Genomic DNA, 14,808 nt, shown 5'->3' with positions numbered 1-14,808 from the left:
ATGCGTGATGCGAAAAGCGTTAATGTCCGCGTGCTTGACCACACTCGCACTGAGTGCCACGGCACCGGTGTTTGCCGAACCTACCCAGGCTGATATTGACCGGGGGAAGGAACTCGCTTTCAGTCGGAAGGATGGTAACTGCCTGGCCTGCCACCAGATGGATGACGGCAAGTTGACCGGCAACATCGGCCCGGAACTGGCAGACATGAAGGCCCGCTTTCCCGACCGGGAAATGCTATTCAAACGCGTCTGGGACGAAACCCAGTTCAACCCGATGACGGTAATGCCGCCATTCGGACGACACATGATCCTGAGTAAACAAGAAATAAACCGGATCATAGATTACCTGTATACGCTCTAAATGCGGAGGAGGAGTTACCGTGACTGACCAAAGGCGAAGAGGCTTTTTGAAGGGGATGCTGGGTATAGGGGTTGCCGGCTTTGCGCTGGGTTCCGGCATCGTGCCATTGAGAGTCGAGGCGGCTACCGCCCCCGATGCGTCCGGCTGGCCGGAGAAGGCGTTCAGTACTCCGGGGGTGGATGAATCCATTGCTGAACTCTACGGCATGGAAGCGAGTGAATCCGATCAGATCACCATGGATTTACCAACCATTGCGCAAAACGGCGCGGTGGTGCCGGTGACTGTCGAAACCACACTTCCGAACGTGACCGGCATGGCGTTGCTTGTAGCCAAGAACCCGAACGCCCTGGCGGCCTATTTCGATATTCAGGAGGGTGCACTGCCGTTCGTGTCGAATCGCCTGAAGATGGCGGAGACGACGGATGTGGTCGCCGTCGTGATTTCTGACGGCAAGGCTTACAAGGCCTCCCAGAACGTGAAAGTGACCGTTGGCGGCTGCGGCGGCTGACAGCTAACCGGACAGGAGAACAACAATGGCGTCCAGTATCAGAGTTCGTGCAGTAGAAAGTGGCGGTGTCACATCGCTGAAAGCCCTGGTTCGACACCCGATGGATTCAGGGTTTGTAAAGGATTCGGAAGGTAATGTCATTCCGCCCCACTTCATCAAGGTTCTGACCGTTTCCCATAAAGGCAAAAATGTATTTGTTGCCAACTGGGGACCGGCAGTGTCCAAAGATCCGTTCCTGGAGTTTCGATTCAAGGGCGGCAAAAAGGGGGACGAGGTCACCATCAGCTGGGTCGATAACGAGGGCGAAAGCGATTCAACCACCGCAACGATTGGCTGAAGATTTTCGGCGCCCGGGTAAGCTCTGGATCGCCGAATAGGAGGATTGGACATGCTTAAAGCGAAAATCATTCTGGTCGCTCTCGGGGCGGCGCTGGCAGTGCCTCAGGCTCTGGCGGGCTCTACGCCGGAGGAAGACCGGAAAGAAACGGTTGAATACTTCAAGCAGATGTTCCCGGACGTCGCGATCGAAGAATTCGTCAATGGCCAGTACGCTCTGGACGAAGACCGCCGCAGCCAATGGGAATCCATGCAGGATTTTCCGCCCTATGAATTTGCCGTTGCTGAAGGTCAGGAGATGTTCGAGACGCCGTTTGCCAATGGCAAGACCTACGCCAGCTGTTTTGATAATGGCGGCATTGGTATTCGTCAGAACTACCCGTACTTCGACGCCGGGAAAAATGAAGTCATCACCCTTGAGCTCGCCATAAATCGCTGCCGCGAAGCCAATGGCGAGAAGCCTCTGGGATGGAAGAAGGGGGCTATCGCATCAATTTCCGCTTATATGGCGTCCACCTCCCAGGGCAAACCCATCAATATCAAGGTTCCGGATGACCCCGATGCGATGGCTGCCTACCAGGACGGCAAGGAATTCTATTACAGCCGCCGTGGCCAGCTGAACTTCTCCTGTGCCAGTTGCCATGTCCAGAACCCGGGAAAATGGATCAGGGCAGACCTGCTGTCTCCGACCCTGGGGCAACCGGCAAACTTTCCGGTACACCGCTCGAAGTGGGGTGAGCTTGGTACGCTGCATCGCCGTTTCGCCGGATGTAACAACAACGTACGCGCGGAGCCGTTGCCGGCACAAAGTGAGGAATACCGCAATCTCGAGTATTTTCTGACCTATATGAGCAATGGTCTGCCCGTGGTCGGACCGGCAACCCGGCCTTAGTCAGCAATGGAAAGGGAGAATCGCAATGAACAGGCTTTTACTGACAATCGGTATTTCGCTTGCGCTATCTGTGCCGCTAGCCGCCCAGGCGGGCCCCAAAGAGGACTCCAATGAGGTCTATTCCAGGGCCCAAAGCACCCATCAGGACGCCGGTACCTTCCAGTGGACTGTCACTTCGGCCCGGTTGAAGGCAGCAAAGTCTGCCGCCGACAATGGTGAGCATGAGCAGGCCAAAGCCATGGCCGACGACGCCCTGAAACTTGCTGAAGAGTCCGTCGCACAGCGCAAAAAACAACAGGAGGTCTGGCGTAACGCCGCCATAGGTAACTGACCCTGTATGCCTGACAAGACCGGCTTTCCGGCATGGAACCCCGGGCAGCCGGCGAGCTCCGATAACGACAAGAAAGGAGAGTGTAGTGACAATTTCCCGCAGAGACTTCCTGATGGCAATGCAAGCGGCCGCTGTTGCCGGGCTCGTTCCGAAACTTGCTTTGGCCAAAGGCGGCGAGGGACTGTACGACGCACCGAAATTCGGCAATGTTCGACTGCTTCATCTCACCGATATTCATGCCCAACTGTTACCGGTACGTTTCCGTGAACCCAACGTCAATCTGGGAATTGGTCCCAGCAAGGGCAAGGTGCCGCACCTGGTGGGAAGTCACTTCCTGGATCATTTCGGACTTCCATCCGGTACCCGACGCTCCCACGCGTTCACCTACCTCGATTACACCGAGGCAGCCGAGGAGTACGGCAAACTGGGCGGATTCGCCCATCTCAAGACCCTTATTGATCAACTGAGAGACCAGGCTGGAGCCGGTAACTCGCTGCTGCTGGACGGTGGCGATCTCTGGCAGGGCTCCGGCACCGCATTCTGGACCAATGGCGAGGATATGGTGGAAGCCAGTAACCGCCTTGGCATTGATATCCTGACGGCACACTGGGAATTCACCTATCCCGAAGAGCAGATTCGCAAGAATCTCAGTGCCTTCAAGGGAGAATTCCTGGCCCAGAACGTTTTCCTGTCCGATGAAGCCATGTTCATGGGGGCTGAGTCCTACGACGAGGCCAGTGGACGGGTCTTCAAGCCTTATACCATCCGCGAGCTTGGTGGAAAGCGCGTTGCGATCATCGGCCAGGCGTTCCCTTATACACCCATTGCCAATCCGTCCTATTTCATTCCTGATTGGCGCATGGGAATCCGGGAAAGCGAGATGCAGGCGCTGGTGAATGAGATTCGTGAAAACGAAAAGGTGAACGCGGTCGTGGTCCTTTCCCACAATGGCATGGACGTGGACCTCAAAATGGCAAGCCGTGTAACCGGCATCGACGCCATCCTGGGCGGCCACACCCATGACGCAGTGCCGCAGCCCACTGAAGTGAAAAATCCGGGCGGCACTACCCTGGTAGGCAATGCCGGTACCAACGGCAAATATGTTGCCGTACTGGACCTGGATATCGGGAATAACGGTGTCAGGGGCTATGAATACAAGCTGTTGCCGGTCTTTTCCGACCTGATCAAACCCGATGCGGCCATGACCAGCTTTATCAAGGATGTGCGGGCGCCTTACATGGACAAGTTGGGCGAAAAACTCGCCATCGCTGACGACCTGCTTTATCGCCGTGGCAACTTCAACGGCACCATGGACCAGGTGATCTGTGATGCCCAGAGACATGTCCTTGATGCCCAGATCTCCCTGTCACCGGGATTCCGTTGGGGGACGAGTGTTCTACCGGGCGACTCCATCACCATGGAGGATGTTATGAACGCCACGGCCATCACTTATCCGGAAACCTATGTCCGGGAGATGTCGGGTGCCGACCTGAAACTGATCATGGAGGACGTGGCTGACAACCTGTTCAACAAGGATCCTTATTACCAGCAGGGCGGTGACATGGTTCGCGTTGGTGGCATGGATTACACCTGTGACCCGACAGCCAGTATGAGCGGCCGGATCTCGGACATGCGCCTGGATAACGGCGAGCGGATCGAAGCCAACAAATCCTACAAGGTCGCTGGCTGGGCCACCGTGAATTCTCGGGCGCCCGGGCGGCCAATCTGGGACGTGGTTGCTGACTACCTGAGGTCGGAAAAGACAGTCAGGATTGACAAGTTCAACACACCGACCCTCAAGAATGTCGCTGGCAATCCGGGGATTGAAGACTACGCAGGATAAGTGATGAGCAGACAGTTTTTTGGCGGATCCATAACAGTGCTGCTGGGCCTGGTGCTGCTTGCAGCGGCGGGCACCCTTCATGCCGAACCGATGAGCGAGAGCAAGCCATTTGCCGAAAAATTCCTGCTCCTTCAACTGAGTGATGGTGAGGCTGAAAAGCAGAACAAGGTGCTCAGCGTTGCTGCCAACCTGCTGGAGTACTACGGCCCGGATACGATTGACATCGAGATAACCACGTTCGGGCCGGGGGTGCGCCTGATGTATGCAGACAACAGCCGGCGGGAAAAAATCACCAGCCTTATGGCCCAGGGCGTCCGGTTCACCGTGTGCATGAACACCATCAATACCATCGAAAGAGACACCGGGAATCGGCCGGTTCTCCATCCTGAAAGCATCCCGGTCGATGTGGGGGTTGCCCATATTCTGGACGAGGTCGAGAAAGGCTATGTTCTCGTTCACCCATGATCGTCTGGCCCTGAAAAGGACGCGTGCCATGAAAACCAAGCTGTCAAAATCCCTTATGTTCGTCTCAGCCCTTGCTACCACTGGTATTGCCGGCGCGCAGGACGGTGACCAGCCGGTGATGGTCCAGATCAAGAAACTCTCGATGGATACCGCCCTGACCATCGCGAAAACGGCAATCGACACCTGCCGGGAGCAGGGCGTGCAGGTCTCGGTCACGGTGGTGGACCGGGGCGGGCATCCCCAGGTGGTATTGCGGGACGTACTTGCTATGGATCTGTCCCTGGAAGTGAGTTACCGGAAGGCCTATACCGCCATGACGTTTACCAGCCCCACCTCGGCCCTGGAAGACCGCTTTACCGGCCCGTTTTCCGTCGGCAAGGTCGAGAAGGTATTGCTCTCGGCCGGAGGAGTTCCCATCCAGGCTAGCGGTGAAACCATCGGTGGTGTCGGCGTGAGTGGCGCACCTTCCGGCGAGACTGATGAAAACTGCGCTCTGGCAGGCGTTGCTGCAGTGGAAATGGATCTGGAAATGGCGTCGTTTTGATCTCTCTTTTAAGGAATCGCTGGTTATCAATATGTTAGGTTCCGTAATTAAAGTTGTTTCCACATTTCTACTGTTGCCTTCCATGGCTTTTGCGGCTTATCCGGATGCTGTCCAGGTACTGGTTGATGAAGGTCTCAAGGTGGAGGCCAGCTTCGACGCGCCGGGGGGAGTCAAAGGCTTTGTTGGCCGCAGAAACGGACATTCAATCTCGCTGTACCTTATGCCGGACGGCGAACACGTTATTATCGGCAAGATGGTGGATGGTTTTGGCCAGGACCTCAGCGCCGCGCACCTCAGAAACTGGCTGCCTAAGCCGGATTTGACCGGTGCCTGGCAAGAACTGGCGGATGCGGCCTGGGTATCAGAAGGACCCACTGACGCCAAACGTATTGTCTATGTCTTTTCAGACCCCAACTGCGGCTACTGTGTGGTGTTCCGGCAAAAGGCGCAGCCTTATCTGGAGCGGGGCGTCGAGTTGCGACATATCATGGTCGGTATCATACAACCATCCAGCCTGGCTAAAGCGGCCAGCGTGCTTGGGGCAGAGGATCCGGTCAGGAAGCTTGAATTCCATGACAGTCAGTTTCCAGGAGGTTGGCTTGAGTCGGAAGAAAATATACCTCAGGACTTGCGGCAACTGGTCCAAAGCAATAACCGGCTGATGGAAAGTCTGTTTGTAGCAGTAACGCCATCCGTTATTTACAAAGACTCGAATGGAGAAGTACGCAAGATCGTTGGACTGCCTGATGACTCGGCATTATCCGAGGCGGTTTTCAGAGTCCCGGAATAGCATGGACATTCGCTCCAGTGAGTTCGAAAGAAGGAGAATTACAATGGGCTTTCGTGGGCTGTTTCTGGTTTTACTGTTACTGCCGGGCTTTGTTGCTGCAAGCAGCGACATTCCGGACCGACTGGAACTCACCAAGGTATCGGATCGGGTCTACTCGGCAATAGGTGCGACCGCTCCGGGCACTTACGAAAACCACGGTCATAACAACAATCTCAGTTTCATCATCACGCAGGAGGGTGTGGTGGTGTTCAATGGCGGTGACAACTACCTGCTGGCGAAGTCATTTCACAATTCGATTCGCAGCATCACCGACAAAGACGTCAAATACGTGGTCAATGAAAACGCCCAGGGCCACTCCATGCTGGGCAACAGTTACTGGCGGGACCAGGGCGTTCCGATCATCGCCCAAAACGAGGCGATTGAGGAATTCGAACACCAGGGTGCTGCCAAACTGGCGTCCATGCAGCGCAGAAACAAGGATAAAGCAGAAGGTACTTACGTTGCGGTGCCTGATATCGGCTTTGAGGACCGGTACGACCTGGACATGGGTGACATAAAGATCGAGCTGCATTATTTCGGTCCGGGGCATGCACCCGGTGATCTTGCACTCTGGATGCCAGAGGAAAAACTGCTGATTACCGGAGATCTCGGCTTCCACCAGCGCTTGCTGGCTGTTTTCGAGGATACCGATACCGGATCATGGGTCGAATCTTTCGACAAGATGACAGCACAGTTGGACCCGGAGGTTGTGATCCCGGGGCACGGTAAGCCGACCACCATGGACGTGGTTACCAAAGAAACCCGTGGATATCTCGTATTCCTGCGGAACGCTGTTAAGGAAATTCTGGAGCAGGGGGGTGGACTGGACGAGGCCTATAACATCGACCAGTCCCAATGGTCCTACCTCGATACCTTCGAGGAGCTTGCTGCAAAGAATGCGGGGCGGGTCTACCAGGATCTGGAGTTCGAGTTTTTCTGAAATTCAGTCGAATCTGCCGAGTGGAAGTGCAGGCCGGGGCAATTCAATTGCCACCGGCCTGATTAGGTTTGGAATTTGCGGAGGTTCACTCTGTTTCTGAACGCATATCCAGAATCCAGTTCACCAGCTTTCTTGCCTCCTTCTCGCTGACTTCAGCACGAGCATCCATTTCAGGCATCTTTGCTGAACCCCAGTGATCCTCGCCACCTGTCAGAACGACCTGAACAAGCTTGTCTGCATCGTCCTTTGTATACCTCTGGGCGATGCTCTGGAAAGAGGGCGAACGAGGTACGTCGTCACTGGCGGTGTGACAAGCCATACACTGTTTTTCTTCAGCCAGTTGCATAGTGCTTTTGCCATGGGATTCTGCCAGTGCCATTGCAGAGCCGAGGCAGAGGCAGCTTGCAAGCGCAGTTGATACGATTGTCCTTTTCATATCGGCTTCCTTTCGTGCGATCATTAAATTATCGTTCGAGATTACTGCCAAAGGCCTTGACCAATACTGCTACCTCATTAGTAAATCTAGACCAAGAAGCATGGTCCTTCTAGAAAAACCGAAAGGAGATCGTTTGCGCCAAGTCGATGGGGTCGATAACATCCGGTACGGAATAATTAGCATGCGGTTGCTGTTGGTTGCCCTGTTATCGCTGGCAAATGCCCCGGGTTATTCCGCCACCCGCGTAGCGTGCCCTGTTCAGGGCGTCACCGTGTTCAGTGACCGCGTGGACGACGGCAAACTGGCGTGCCAGGCGGTTGGTACAGCACTGGCATTCATGCGTGACCTGGGTTTCCGCGTCAATGTTCGATTTACCCTTGATCTGGTGGATCGCCCCCTCAGCCTGCATGGGAAGGAAGTTAAGGGCACCTACGATGCCCGGCGCTTTCATATCGAGGTTCCCAGTTTTAGCCAGGCGCAATTGATGGCGCAACGCCACCCGCCATTCGGGAGGAGCATGTGCCGTGCAATGTGGCAAAGCTTCGTGGCACACGAGGTAGCTCACGCGGTGGCCCAAGCTAACTTCCGAGTGCTGAAGCCGTCACTTGAGGCCCATGAATACATTGCCTATGTCGTACAACTCGCAACACTCCCAGAGACACTCCGGCAGCAGTTGCTGGAGGGTTTCGATAATCAGGCGTTCCAGCATGAAAAGCAGATCAACCGGATTTTCCTACAGCTGGACCCGGAAGTCTTTGCGGTGAAGGCGTACCGGCACTATGTTGCTCAACCCGACCCTAAGGCATTTTTTCAGCGCCTGCTGAATAGAAGACTCAGCTCGCCTCATTAGTGGGGTTTTTAGCAAAAAAAAGTGTCCACTTAAGAATAAGCGGACACTTTCGTTAAGCATGTGGCGATCGGCTCAAAATGGATTGCGGGGTGGGGTGGTCACCCATAACAAGCCGATGCTACCACTGGATCGCTTTAGCTGACCTCTAGACATAGAAGTCCAGGTCCTCCTGAGCTTTCAGCAGATCCCGCATCGTGATGGGGTCGTCACCAAAGAAGAACACCAGGCCCCAATGAGTACCGAAGGCTGACCGATCGGGAACAGTCTCTTCAGTTGGCTCATGCAGTTCGTGTGACACGAAATAGGGGTGCTCAATGGTTTCTTTAGGCATTTGCAGCTTGCTGACCACACGACGGCGTGGATAGACGCCGAAGCAGCCCGCGTAGCCTTTCGCACCGACCACTTCCTCCGGGAAGAACGCCGCCACTTCCTCTTTTGTGCTCTTCGGATCGAACACCAACATGGAAGCCTGGTAGGCGTTGAAGCCGTAGGCCATCTCGATAAGCTCGAAGGCTTTGAAACCGGGTGGGCGGTAGGCAACCTCACCAAAGTACATTTCACCGTCGGCAGTGACGAAGTACTCGGGGTGAATCAGGCCGAACTTGATATCAAAGGTCTTGATCAGCAATTCGATCTGCTTGGTAATCGCGTTGCGCCAGCTCTCGAGTTCCTTTGTAGCGGGCACGAACACCGAGTAGCCCAGAGTCACGTATTCCGAAATGTTGAGGAACTGGATTTTGCCATCGTGGATCCAGGCCTCAACGGCAAATTCCCAACCGCTCAGGTGGCTTTCCATCAGCAGAGGATATTCCTCGTCTGGAATTTGGTCAATTTCCTCCAACGTGCGGATCATCCGGTGTCCAAGGCAACCGGCTTTGTCGAAGGCCTTGACGTGAATCGGGTCGTCCGGGTCACCATCCAGCTTGAGCAGTGTCTGGTTAACACGCTTCATGAAACGGACGATGTCTTCCTTCTCGTGGGCTTCCTCGAAGATCCCGACGCGAATGCCGCCAAGCTGCGCACGGCGCTTCATCAGAGCCTTGTCCCGGAACAGTATCGACTGCCCGTACATACGAGGGCTGTCGAGCAGGACAGAGTTGATGGCACCAGACCATTCAACGGTTTCTTCGAACAGCGGGATGGCGACATCGACGCCTTCCGCCTTCAGCGTTTCCGCAATCTCCATGGACCGATCATTCAGACGGATAAAATCCCATGGTATGAAAGGTATTTTGTTCGCGGTACAGAAATCTGCTGCCCATTCGGGCGCAACAACGACATAGCGGCGATCAAATTTCTGTGCGGCCTTGATCGCATTGACGCTCCAGCCCAGCAGGGCGATATAGCCCTTGTTCGGATCCTTAGGAGTCTCAGTTCCTTTAACCGAGTCCATGTCCGGATCGAGCCAGGCCGCAACTTCTTGTGGTAACTCTTTTTCCGACGTCATAGACATTCGCTTTTCTCCTTACTCGTTTACTCAGAAAACTGCATTGAATTTGGAGCGCATCAGGTAAACCGAGCTGTTGGGTATTGTGGTTTACGGAGGATGAGTGCATCCAGATCATCAACCCCAATATAGTCGGCCTGGTTACAAATTGAAACGAAAGCCCGGAATTGTTTGCTTCTGAACCGCCTTGAGAGCATCTTTGTGGCTGGGAGATTTCCAAATGGCGCATCAGGTAAGCAAGGACGACAATGTGACTATTCCCGATTCTGATCCAGACACCAATACGTCTGTTGCAAGGTTTGACGAGGCCCTGGAACAGCTTGCGCTCGCTCGCCAGAGCGACCTCGCGGCGCCTAACACGGAGGTGCTGGAAGCGGCACTTGACGTTATGGCTGCTCCTGACGGACTGGACGCGCTTTATGCCCGTGTGCCGGCAATGGAGGCCAAGGGCGTATTTACCAACGGTGACTGGGGCCAACCTGCCATCCTGCGGCCCGCACTCGCCGTACGAACGCTGCGCCAGGGAGCGCCGGACTTCACGGCAATCGAGGCTCTGAGCGAACTTCGTCTGCTAGCGGTGGCCATGGGCGATTATCGCCACCCCGGAATTTCAGCGGAGCAGGCCAGAAACTTCCTCACTCAGGTGACAGCACTGAATCTGGACCTGCTATCGGGCCAGATGAGCGAAGCGGACAGGGAACGACCACAAGGGCTGGGTGAGATCGTCAATTCGCTTTACCAGTTTCTGCTCAACCGGCTGGGCTATGAAAGCATTCTCGACAGCCTGGTGGACGAAGTACGCCGTTTGCTGGCTCAGCGCCCGATACAGACTGACAGCATCAAGCAGATGGTCAGCCAGATTGCCAAGTGCCTCTTTGATCCGGAAATAGATACTACGGGCATGCACAAAGCAGCGCGTCTTGTCAGCGCCTTGTTCGGCCCAACCAAAGGCTGTCGCGACGATCCGGGCTTTGCAGTCTACGGCGAACGCCTGGCTGCCATGGACGAAATCGCGTTATCTGAAGAGGCAAAAGGCTTTGCCAGCGCGATGCATGAAACGGGCATGGTTTCTCCCTACCATCCCATGCTGCTGCGCCACCTGCGGGATAACCGGGATGACCTGATACCCATGGCATTGGGCCTGAGCATCACAGGCAACGATGTGCTCCAGTGCTACCGACAGATAGTGCTCCAACTGATTGACGAAGTGGTCCACCCGGAAACCAGTCAGGCCGTCTATGGCCTGGCCATGTTTCTTGAACGTGGTGCTCTGTTCACGCCGCCAGTCGCTGCAGGCCTCTGGCGGCAACTTGAACTGAAGTTGTGCCAGGCGGCGTCCGACAGGCTGAGCGTGGTTTTCGGTGATGCGCACCCGCCACGAGTGTATCTTCTCGCCGGTGTACTGAGCCTTCTGGGGCAACCGCTGGGTGTGGGCCAGGGTAATAACCCGACGTGCCAGTCGGTCATCGGCCTTTCCATGTGGTCCTTCAACGATGCCGATTTTCTGTTGCAGTTGGTGGCCTGGGCCGCCCGCGATGACGATGTCCTCATGCGTTTCGAAGGTCAGCATGTTAACTCGCAGAACCTGCAAGCCGGCCTTGCTAAAGTGCCTCCAACCGATGTGGATCCGGTTTCATTGATTCTGGCGCCTCACCTTGACCGTATCTATGGCGAGATGGGGCGACTGTGCGGGGTACGCGACGACGATCTGCACCGCTGGATCAACCCGGAGATGTATGGCTGGTGGGTAGGACATGGCTTTCTCAGTGTTATAAGCCGGGAAACAGGCAAAATCCATGAGTATGAGGACTTCATCCGTCACTTTTACGCCTCTTATCATCCGTATTACAACGGCAATATACCCATTATCCATCCGCAACCTGCCGGTATCGCTGTCACCGACAGTGGAGGGCGCCTGGTTGGACGCCATGCCATAACCATCCTCCGGGTCAACCTCGATCGCGATGGCGAAATGCGCGTCTACTTTTTTAATCCTAACAACGACAGTGGCCAGAATTGGGGCCAGGGTATTAACTGCTCCACAGAGAGTAATGGTGAGCGTCACGGCGAAGCATCACTGCCGTTCGCTGAGTTTGCCTCACGCTTGTGTGTGTTTCATTACGACACCAGGGAGCTGGGAGATGTGACAGTCGTTCCGGAAACAGACGTGACATGCGCCACGGAGCTGGGGCGCACCAGTTGGGCGGCGAGTTATGAGTAGGGGAGGACTTATTAGGAGTCTCCCCAGTTAACATTAAGCAGTCGGTCAGTTTCGTTCTTTACCACGGCATAACACTCACAACACAGGTCCTCCAGTTTTGCGCGGTCCAACACGTCAATCCTGCCGCGCCCGCACGTGATCACACCAAGCTTCTGAAGCTTTCCTGCGGCTTCGGTCACGCCTTCGCGACGGACACCCAGCATGCTGGCAATAAACTCATGGGTCATCTGCAGGGAGTTACCCGGGAGTCGGTCGAGGGACATCAGCAACCACCGGCATAACTGCTGATCGATATGATGATGCCGGTTGCAGACGGCAGTCTGTGCCATCTGGGTTATCAGCGTTTGTGTGTAATGCAGCAGGAGTTCCATCAACCTGCCGTGACGATCAAATTCCTCCTTCAGTATCTCCCTTGGCAACGCATAGGCTCCTCCCGCGCTTCGCACCACAGCCAGGCTCGAAGTGCTTTCTCCACCCGTGAACAGGGGCACGCCAAGCACACCTTCATTGCCAACCACGGAGATTTCGGTGGTGGCACCATCATGGGTGACGTACAGCAGTGAAATGATGGAGTCGGTCGGAAAATAGAGATGGTTTATTTTCACGCCGGGCTCGTATAACACTTCTCCCGCGGAAAGATAGACGGACTTCAGATGAGGGCACAGACGCGACATGCTGTCTGCCTTAAGTGTGGCAAGCAGATGATTTGGTCGCGGTTTCTGAGAATCGAGCAAGAACGCGTATTCCGTCGCCATCCCGGGTATCCTCCATGTTCCAACCGGTAGAATGTCAAATATTGTAAAATATAGTACAGTTTCGAGATGCTCGCTGTATCCTTAAAAATAGGTCACGCCCGGAAAGGCGACCGCACAGAAGCCTGGGCTCAACGAACCGTTTTCCAAAACGGGCGGTGGGCCTCGCGCAGCAGTTCGGCTCTGGATAAGCCGACATCCCATGCTAACCGATCCAGTTCTCTTGCTGGCAAGCCATTAAGCCGTTCTCTCAGTCGGGTGCGAGTTCTGTGATGATCCAGAAAGAATTTCAGCCTGGACGAAAGGACTGCTTCGATATTCATGATTCACCTCCGGTGCCTCATGAAATTCTATTCCCGCAGCATTTTTCGAACAGATACAGATGGGTGGAATTGGGGGAGTACAGTATTCAGCCTGATCTTTACGAATGCTCCGGTATTAGGCTGCAGCCACGCGAGTTAAAAATAATCATCTATAGTGATGAGTAAGTCGTATTACCGCCTACCGCTTGATAGGTGAAAAAACACCATGAAAAAATTAGTCCTTCAAGTCGCCACATTTCTTAGCGCTCTTTCATGTTTTGGATCGGTAAATGCGACGGAGATGAGAACTCCTCTCGTTCCGCTTCCTTCTATCAGCGATTTTACAAATGGCGATGGTTGGGGCGTTGGGATTGGGTTGGGCGTTGAATATGAGACTGCTTATGAGGGTTCGGACGAATTCGAGTTTGAGATCGATCCCGCTGGGGGTGTTCAGTGGCGAACTGGTGAACATCTTTTTTTCTGGGCAGGTGAAGCAATCGGGTGGCGAACATTGGCCAAGGATGTCTGGCTGTTTCAAGCCTCTGTAGGCTACGAAGAAGGCCGTGAAGAGGGTGATTCAGAAGATGGCAGACTGGATGGATTAGGCGAATCGAGTTCAGGGGTAACATTGCTGCTGGAAGTGCGTCATGTCCTTGCAGAAGATTGGCGTTACTTTTTAGATGGCCGTGTATTGACAGGAGAAATCGGTACGCTAGGGATTTTCGGCGCAGGAACTTGTTTGGGTTGCCAACCTAACGGCACTGGCTGGGAAGTTGGCGCTGTTGTCACTTTCCACGATGGTAAGTTAGCCAACCGGGACTTTGGTGTGAACACTCGGCAATCCATAGATTCAGGTCTTCCGGAAACCGATGTTGATAGCGGGTATAGATCAACAGGTTTCAATGTTAACTATCGAAATTACTTGAACGAAAGCTGGCAGATCTTCGGTGAAGCTCTTTACGAAATCTATGGGAGTGACGTTTCAGATAGCCCAATATCTCGGAATGATTATGAAGCGGAGATCGGTGTCGGCTTCACTTATGTTTTTTGATGTCCTAAGACTGCGCGGAAGAAAGAGGGATAATCCCCGGTGGTGTATTTTGGAAAGCTCACAGTTACTGGGCTAGGGCTGAATTGGAAAAAACTCGTGAACTAAACGAGTCACTACAGTGTATTTAACATAATATACATTATGCGCAGTAGTGGATATGTCGAACCGCCGGCGGCCACCGTCTAATTGGACGACCACAGAAAGTGCTAAAGAATAGCCACAGAAAGTACTAAATTTTCACAAGAAGTACTGAATTCGTCGTGCACTCGCCTATGGCTATGTTTCTGTGGTTTTTTTTGGGTTTCCGCCAATTTCACCTTTTTGGAAACTCGAAGTCAGGAATGGACGACCACAGAAAAGCTTTTGGAGGCTCTAAGTAAGGAGCCCGCATTTGGATAGAGGTCGACCTGTGGAGTTACTGCGGCTTTCGCGGAGTGTGGATGCCAGGATAGAGGGAGACTTTCCAATCGAGAGCGTTGCCCGTCTTTGATTTCGACTGCGAACGTGGACGCGATGATCCTTTCGGTAAGTATCTACAACACAATCACAGTTAAACTGACCGGCACGAAGAACCATTCCAGAACAGCGTTGCCGATTTAAATTCTCCGGTATAAGGAGTAGCTTTTAGGAGCAGGATGCCTCGTTACCAAAGGAAGGCGTTTGGGTAAAGGAACAACCGGTTGAAATTCAATACCAGTTC

At 54.2% G+C, this 14,808-nt stretch carries 17 protein-coding genes; 13 read left to right on the top strand and 4 right to left on the bottom strand.

Translation table 11 applies throughout. The features are described 5' to 3' along the window. Positions 1-7 precede the first annotated feature (7 nt). The 10 genes from soxX (at position 8) to FDP08_RS02330 (ending at position 7,049) form a co-directional block, all read left to right on the top strand. On the top strand, positions 8-361 hold the full coding sequence (gene soxX / locus FDP08_RS02375) for a sulfur oxidation c-type cytochrome SoxX (RefSeq protein WP_137434433.1): 354 nt from the start codon (positions 8-10) through the stop codon (positions 359-361). 19 nt (positions 362-380) lie between these two features. Continuing rightward, a complete protein-coding gene (gene soxY / locus FDP08_RS02370; protein ID WP_206077264.1) occupies positions 381-869 on the top strand; it encodes a thiosulfate oxidation carrier protein SoxY in 489 nt (162 codons plus the stop codon). A gap of 25 nt (positions 870-894) precedes the next feature. Further along, a complete protein-coding gene (soxZ, locus tag FDP08_RS02365; RefSeq protein ID WP_137434432.1) occupies positions 895-1,206 on the top strand; it encodes a thiosulfate oxidation carrier complex protein SoxZ in 312 nt (103 codons plus the stop codon). A gap of 51 nt (positions 1,207-1,257) precedes the next feature. Next, positions 1,258-2,097 carry a sulfur oxidation c-type cytochrome SoxA gene (soxA, locus tag FDP08_RS02360; RefSeq protein ID WP_137434431.1) on the top strand — a complete coding sequence of 280 codons (840 nt, stop codon included), beginning with the start codon at positions 1,258-1,260 and terminating at the stop codon, positions 2,095-2,097. 25 nt (positions 2,098-2,122) lie between these two features. Continuing rightward, positions 2,123-2,428, top strand: a complete 306-nt coding sequence (locus tag FDP08_RS02355; RefSeq protein ID WP_137434430.1) for a hypothetical protein — start codon at positions 2,123-2,125, stop codon at positions 2,426-2,428. Positions 2,429-2,513: 85 nt separating this feature from the next. Further along, positions 2,514-4,271, top strand: coding sequence for a thiosulfohydrolase SoxB (gene soxB / locus FDP08_RS02350; RefSeq protein WP_137434429.1), 1,758 nt, complete (start codon positions 2,514-2,516; stop codon positions 4,269-4,271). Positions 4,272-4,274: 3 nt separating this feature from the next. After that, complete coding sequence (locus tag FDP08_RS02345; protein WP_137434428.1) at positions 4,275-4,736, top strand: DsrE family protein; 462 nt, start codon at positions 4,275-4,277, stop codon at positions 4,734-4,736. A 28-nt stretch (positions 4,737-4,764) separates the two neighbouring features. Then, on the top strand, positions 4,765-5,280 hold the full coding sequence (locus FDP08_RS02340; protein ID WP_170978958.1) for a GlcG/HbpS family heme-binding protein: 516 nt from the start codon (positions 4,765-4,767) through the stop codon (positions 5,278-5,280). Next, complete coding sequence (dsbG, locus tag FDP08_RS02335; protein WP_137434427.1) at positions 5,216-6,070, top strand: thiol:disulfide interchange protein DsbG; 855 nt, start codon at positions 5,216-5,218, stop codon at positions 6,068-6,070. Before FDP08_RS02340 ends, dsbG begins: the two co-directional genes overlap by 65 nt. Positions 6,071-6,113: 43 nt before the next feature. Then, entirely contained in the window at positions 6,114-7,049 is a 936-nt protein-coding gene (locus tag FDP08_RS02330) for an MBL fold metallo-hydrolase (RefSeq protein WP_137434426.1), read from the top strand. 85 nt (positions 7,050-7,134) lie between these two features. On the opposite strand, the gene FDP08_RS02325 is transcribed toward FDP08_RS02330, so the two are convergent. Further along, a complete protein-coding gene (locus tag FDP08_RS02325; protein WP_206077263.1) occupies positions 7,135-7,509 on the bottom strand; it encodes a c-type cytochrome in 375 nt (124 codons plus the stop codon). A gap of 157 nt (positions 7,510-7,666) precedes the next feature. Here FDP08_RS02325 and FDP08_RS02320 point away from each other — a divergent pair, with 157 nt between their 5' ends. After that, positions 7,667-8,335 carry a DUF6639 family protein gene (locus FDP08_RS02320; RefSeq protein WP_137434425.1) on the top strand — a complete coding sequence of 223 codons (669 nt, stop codon included), beginning with the start codon at positions 7,667-7,669 and terminating at the stop codon, positions 8,333-8,335. A gap of 145 nt (positions 8,336-8,480) precedes the next feature. Here the strand turns inward: FDP08_RS02320 and FDP08_RS02315 are convergent, their stop codons facing one another. Continuing rightward, on the bottom strand, positions 8,481-9,788 hold the full coding sequence (locus tag FDP08_RS02315; RefSeq protein WP_137434424.1) for an ATP-grasp domain-containing protein: 1,308 nt from the start codon (positions 9,786-9,788) through the stop codon (positions 8,481-8,483). Between the two features lie 214 nt (positions 9,789-10,002). Between FDP08_RS02315 and FDP08_RS02310 the strand changes: the two genes are divergently transcribed. Further along, on the top strand, positions 10,003-12,003 hold the full coding sequence (locus FDP08_RS02310; protein ID WP_228263213.1) for a hypothetical protein: 2,001 nt from the start codon (positions 10,003-10,005) through the stop codon (positions 12,001-12,003). A gap of 11 nt (positions 12,004-12,014) precedes the next feature. Here FDP08_RS02310 and FDP08_RS02305 read toward each other — a convergent pair whose 3' ends face one another. After that, positions 12,015-12,758 (bottom strand): Crp/Fnr family transcriptional regulator, encoded by a 744-nt coding sequence (locus FDP08_RS02305; RefSeq protein WP_137434423.1) that lies wholly within the window; start codon positions 12,756-12,758, stop codon positions 12,015-12,017. A 128-nt stretch (positions 12,759-12,886) separates the two neighbouring features. Further along, positions 12,887-13,078: a DUF1127 domain-containing protein gene (locus tag FDP08_RS02300; protein ID WP_137434422.1), complete on the bottom strand. Its 192-nt coding sequence runs from the start codon at positions 13,076-13,078 to the stop codon at positions 12,887-12,889. Between the two features lie 205 nt (positions 13,079-13,283). On the opposite strand from FDP08_RS02300, the gene FDP08_RS02295 reads away from it, so the two are divergent. Next, positions 13,284-14,108, top strand: a complete 825-nt coding sequence (locus tag FDP08_RS02295) for a MipA/OmpV family protein (protein ID WP_137434421.1) — start codon at positions 13,284-13,286, stop codon at positions 14,106-14,108. Positions 14,109-14,808: the final 700 nt, after the last annotated feature.

Origin of the sequence: Marinobacter panjinensis (genome assembly GCF_005298175.1) — a bacterium.
GTDB classification, from domain to species: Bacteria; Pseudomonadota; Gammaproteobacteria; order Pseudomonadales; family Oleiphilaceae; genus Marinobacter; species Marinobacter panjinensis.
The sequence above is the reverse complement of the archived record's forward strand: the minus strand, read 5'-3'. Positions and strand labels throughout refer to the sequence as shown.

Bases quoted from the DNA above. Each gene is read 5' to 3' on its own strand.
- soxX (WP_137434433.1), top strand. From the start codon at position 8: ATGCGAAAAGCGTTAATGTCCGCGTGCTTGACCACACTCGCACTGAGT.
- soxZ (WP_137434432.1), top strand. From the start codon at position 895: ATGGCGTCCAGTATCAGAGTTCGTGCAGTAGAAAGTGGCGGTGTCACA.
- soxA (WP_137434431.1), top strand. From the start codon at position 1,258: ATGCTTAAAGCGAAAATCATTCTGGTCGCTCTCGGGGCGGCGCTGGCA.
- FDP08_RS02355 (WP_137434430.1), top strand. From the start codon at position 2,123: ATGAACAGGCTTTTACTGACAATCGGTATTTCGCTTGCGCTATCTGTG.
- FDP08_RS02345 (WP_137434428.1), top strand. From the start codon at position 4,275: ATGAGCAGACAGTTTTTTGGCGGATCCATAACAGTGCTGCTGGGCCTG.
- FDP08_RS02340 (WP_170978958.1), top strand. From the start codon at position 4,765: ATGAAAACCAAGCTGTCAAAATCCCTTATGTTCGTCTCAGCCCTTGCT.
- dsbG (WP_137434427.1), top strand. From the start codon at position 5,216: ATGAAAACTGCGCTCTGGCAGGCGTTGCTGCAGTGGAAATGGATCTGG.
- FDP08_RS02330 (WP_137434426.1), top strand. From the start codon at position 6,114: ATGGGCTTTCGTGGGCTGTTTCTGGTTTTACTGTTACTGCCGGGCTTT.
- FDP08_RS02325 (WP_206077263.1), bottom strand. From the start codon at position 7,509: ATGATCGCACGAAAGGAAGCCGATATGAAAAGGACAATCGTATCAACT.
- FDP08_RS02320 (WP_137434425.1), top strand. From the start codon at position 7,667: ATGCGGTTGCTGTTGGTTGCCCTGTTATCGCTGGCAAATGCCCCGGGT.
- FDP08_RS02315 (WP_137434424.1), bottom strand. From the start codon at position 9,788: ATGTCTATGACGTCGGAAAAAGAGTTACCACAAGAAGTTGCGGCCTGG.
- FDP08_RS02310 (WP_228263213.1), top strand. From the start codon at position 10,003: ATGGCGCATCAGGTAAGCAAGGACGACAATGTGACTATTCCCGATTCT.
- FDP08_RS02305 (WP_137434423.1), bottom strand. From the start codon at position 12,758: ATGGCGACGGAATACGCGTTCTTGCTCGATTCTCAGAAACCGCGACCA.
- FDP08_RS02300 (WP_137434422.1), bottom strand. From the start codon at position 13,078: ATGAATATCGAAGCAGTCCTTTCGTCCAGGCTGAAATTCTTTCTGGAT.
- FDP08_RS02295 (WP_137434421.1), top strand. From the start codon at position 13,284: ATGAAAAAATTAGTCCTTCAAGTCGCCACATTTCTTAGCGCTCTTTCA.